The 3,767-nt window shown below is 65.2% G+C and carries 3 protein-coding genes and 1 pseudogene; 2 read left to right on the top strand and 2 right to left on the bottom strand.

The genetic code is table 11. The features are described 5' to 3' along the window. Positions 1 to 302: 302 nt before the first annotated feature. Both ACRDUX_RS20500 and ACRDUX_RS20495 read left to right on the top strand, forming a co-directional pair. Positions 303 to 1,169: pseudogene (locus tag ACRDUX_RS20500) on the top strand (diguanylate cyclase domain-containing protein); the annotation flags it as partial. A gap of 70 nt (positions 1,170 to 1,239) precedes the next feature. Continuing rightward, entirely contained in the window at positions 1,240 to 2,079 is an 840-nt protein-coding gene (locus ACRDUX_RS20495; RefSeq protein WP_526415930.1) for a putative bifunctional diguanylate cyclase/phosphodiesterase, read from the top strand. Here the strand turns inward: ACRDUX_RS20495 and ACRDUX_RS20490 are convergent. Both ACRDUX_RS20490 and ACRDUX_RS20485 read right to left on the bottom strand, forming a co-directional pair. Then, positions 2,042 to 2,431: a nuclear transport factor 2 family protein gene (locus tag ACRDUX_RS20490; RefSeq protein ID WP_526415928.1), complete on the bottom strand. Its 390-nt coding sequence runs from the start codon at positions 2,429 to 2,431 to the stop codon at positions 2,042 to 2,044. The genes ACRDUX_RS20495 and ACRDUX_RS20490 overlap by 38 nt on opposite strands. Before the next feature lie 43 nt (positions 2,432 to 2,474). Then, positions 2,475 to 3,404: a hypothetical protein gene (locus tag ACRDUX_RS20485; protein WP_526415926.1), complete on the bottom strand. Its 930-nt coding sequence runs from the start codon at positions 3,402 to 3,404 to the stop codon at positions 2,475 to 2,477. Positions 3,405 to 3,767 lie beyond the last annotated feature (363 nt).

Below are 3,767 nucleotides of genomic sequence, written 5' to 3'. Positions count from 1 at the left end.
GCTGGGTGGTGGGCAACCTCATCTGGGCCTACTACCTGGTCGTCACTGGCGAGTGGCCACCGTTCCCCTCCGCGGCGGACGCGTTCTATCTCCTGCTCCCGCTCGGCACGTGCGTAGCGGCGGTATTCGCTCCGTCGACGGGTGGCCGCTCCGGTGTCCGAGTGCTCCTCGACGGCCTCCTCGTCACGGCCTCGATATTCCTGATCGCATGGACGGTCGGCCTGCACGCGGTCTATGACGACTACGCGACGAGTGGACTCACCTTCGCAACGTCGGCGGTCTACCCGTTCGCCGACTTCGCCATGGTGACGATGATCGCGGTCGTGCTCGCCAAGACGCGGCCCGGACGGCGGGTGTCGCCCGCCCTGCTGCTCGCTGGGGTGGCCGTCGTCTGGATCACCGACAGCGGGTACGCCTACCTGCTTGCCAACCCCCACGACTCACGGGAGGCCGTGGTGCTGGGCTGGGCGATCGCGATGTACTTCGTCGGGGTCGCCGCCCTGACCTCCAAGCCGCTGACGGCGATCGACGACGAACAGCGGAAGGCACCGTCGCGCGTGGAGTTGTGGCTGCCGTATCTGCCGGTGCCGTTCGCCTTCACGTTCGGCGTCGTCGAGGTGTGGCCGCACACCGGTAGTAGCCCCGTCATCGTCACCGGCATGATCCTCGCCTTGGCCGTCCTGCTTCGTCAGTTCACCCTTCTCACCGAGAACCGCCAGCTTCTCGACACCGTCGCCGACATGGCCCTGCGCGACGATCTGACCGGTCTCGCCAACCGGGCGCTGTTCGGTGATCGGTTGGAACACGCGATGCAGCTGCGGCTGCGCAACGACACCTCCGTCGCAGTGCTGGTGGCCGATCTCGACGACTTCAAACTGGTGAACGACACCCTCGGACACCCCGTTGGTGACAAGCTGCTGTGCGACGTCGGTGACCGGATTCAGAACACCGTCCGGAGCGGAGACACCGTCGCGCGACTCGGCGGGGACGAGTTCGCGATCCTCGTCGAGGATTCCCCCGCGGTCGCCGACGAGATTGCCGAACTCGTCGTGCGGTCCTTCGACGAGCCGTTCACCGTCGAGGGTCGAACGCTCCACGTGCGTCTCAGCATCGGTCTCGCGTCGGCCTCCTCGGACGTCGACTCCGACGTCACCGCCGACGAACTGTTCAAGCGTGCGGATCTGGCGATGTACTCGGCCAAGCGCGCGCGACACCGGCGCACGCGTGTTCATCCCAGAGATGGGTCGACGGGACGGTTTCGCCCGCATCCGGTTGCTCGCAGATCTGCGCCGGGCGATCAGCGAGCGTCAGCTCGAGCTGGTCTACCAACCGAAGTTCAGCTTGGCGACCGGCACGGCCGTCGGCGTCGAGGCATTGGTCCGTTGGCCACACCCGGAGTTCGGCACGCTCGAACCCGCCGACTTCCTGCCCCTGGTTCGAGAGAACGGATTGATGGAGGCCCTCACGGAGGTGGTGATCGACAGGGCCATCGGGGACGCCGCCGGCTGGTATCAGATGGGCATCGTGCTGCCGGTGGCGATCAACCTGTCGGCGCCGTCGCTCGATGACGCCGGCCTGCCCGATCGCATCCTGTCGGCGCTTACCGACAGCGGCATGCCCGCCACCTCGTTCATGGTCGAGATCACCGAGGACCTGTTGTTGGCCAGCGTCGTTCGCGCCCGCGCGGTGCTGGACCGATTGCGGGAGTTCGGCATCCGAGTGGCCATCGACGACTTCGGCAGCGGCTACGGCGCAATGACCTACCTACACGAACTCCCGATCGACGAACTGAAACTAGACCGGCAGTTCATCGCTCCGATCCGGTACGACGGACGGGCCGCCGCCATCGTTCGCTCCGTCATCGAACTGGCCAACACCCTCGGACTGGCCTGCGTCGCGGAGGGCGTCGAGAACAAGGCCACGGCCGACCTCCTCAAGTCCTACGACTGCGGCTTCGTCCAGGGCTACTACTTCAGCCCGCCCGTGTCCGCCAAGACCATCCGTCCGGGCATCTGGGGATCTGGCGTCATCGGCACGCGGATCACGCCGACTGCAGCAGCTCCGCCATCTTCGGCATGATCACCTGAAGGCCCTTGAACGGCCTGATCATCACCTTGAACGAGACGATCTTCTCGTCGTCATTCCAATGGATCATGTCGATTCCGTTGACGTAGATCCCGTCGATCGTGGCGGCGAACTCGAGGATCGCGGAGCGCTCGCCGAACCACTGCTCGACGTAGTGGAAGTCCGTTCCCGCGAACATCTTCGCGGCCGCTTCGAGATACCCCTTGGCCTTGGCGCGGCCCTCCTGCGGCGTGAAGACCGCGGGTGAGGAGAAGACGCAGTCCTCGGCGAGGAGGGCTTCCAGCACAGCGGGGGCGTGGCCGCCGTCGAGGAACTCGTGCCAGCGCTTGATCACCGGTGGCGTCATGCGTTTGATTCTGTCACTCACCTGGCCGCGAACTGCCACCAGGTTAGAAGGGCAGGCCGATCATCCTCGTGACGCTGGGCACCTTCGGCGGGGCTGGCAGACCGATCTTGGGCGGACCGATCTTCGGCGGAGCAGGCAGACCGATCTTCGGCGGAGCGGGCAGTCCCAGCTTCGGCGGAGCCGGCAGACCGATCTTCGGAGGAGCGGGCAAACCCAGCTTGGGTGGAGCGGGCAGCTGCGGCAGACCGACGCTGGGCAGCCTCGTCAGCGTGTTCAACGCCGACGTGGCGGGGTTGCCGTTGCCGTTCCCATACACACCGGAGTTCGCCAATATCAGGGTGTTGAGAACGCTGAACGCATTGTTGCCGACGAAGTTGAAGGCGTTGTTCCCGACCGATACGGCCGCTGCGATGATGGCGCCCGTGGCCGCGCCCCCGCCGCCACGGGCCCAAATCAGCGCGGGCAAAGCCCCATTCTGCAAACCAAGCGAATTCCCGACGGTGTTCCAATCGACGTTGGGCACGTTGCCGTTGGGCCAGGAAAATCCCGGAACGCTCGCGTTGGAACCACCACCGGAATACGAAGGCTGCGCCGTCGGCGCGATGGCAGCCAATGCGGGGTTCTTCAGGATCTCCGAATTGGTACCGGTAGAGCTCGGGCTCGACGCTGCGGCAGGCACGGCAGCGGGTGCTGCGGCAGCAGGTGCGGCAGGCGCAGCTGGTGGAGCCGGCGCAGGAACGGGTGCGGGAGCCGGCGCGGGGACCACGACCTTGGCAGGCTCCATCGTGGGTGCGGATACGTCGCCTATCGCCACCCTATCGGCCTGCGTCGCCTGCCTGTTCACGCCGACGACGGTCCACACCAGCACGCCGACTGCGACCAGCAGGCAAGCAAGTCCGGCCACGCCGACGAACACGGCGACCCGCATGACACGGGCGGGACTCGCACCCAGCACCGTCATGGGTTCCGTCACATCCGTCACCACACGAATCTCCCAAGATTGAAGTCGAAAGCGCTTGAGCTACGAACGCAAATTCGATTACCGATTACTGCTCGCCGCGCGCTCAGACTACTGCTCACAGCATCCATATTGCAGCCCGTGAGTGGATCCGAAGGCCCAGGGAGTTCGAATGGGTCCCCACCCAGCAAGTCGCGAAACGCCGTTGACAGTTGCGATATCTCACGCTGCAAGTTGCTTCAATTCGCTCGCCTGCACGCAAACGCGTGGCTGAGTTCGATTTCGAACCATGTCGCGAGATTCGCTGTTGTTGCGAGTGAGTGCGCCCGAAGGGATTCGAACCCCCAACCTTCTGATCCGTAGTCAGATGCTCTATCC

The sequence above is a fragment of the Mycobacterium sp. genome, from assembly GCF_050701675.1.
In the GTDB taxonomy this organism is placed as follows: Bacteria; Actinomycetota; Actinomycetes; order Mycobacteriales; family Mycobacteriaceae; genus Mycobacterium.
Note: the sequence above shows the minus strand (reverse complement) of the source record. Positions and strands in the feature narration are given on the sequence as shown.

Excerpts from the sequence above, each read along its gene's own strand:
- ACRDUX_RS20495 (WP_526415930.1), top strand. The coding sequence starts at position 1,240 with ATGGGTCGACGGGACGGTTTCGCCCGCATCCGGTTGCTCGCAGATCTG.
- ACRDUX_RS20490 (WP_526415928.1), bottom strand. The coding sequence starts at position 2,431 with ATGACGCCACCGGTGATCAAGCGCTGGCACGAGTTCCTCGACGGCGGC.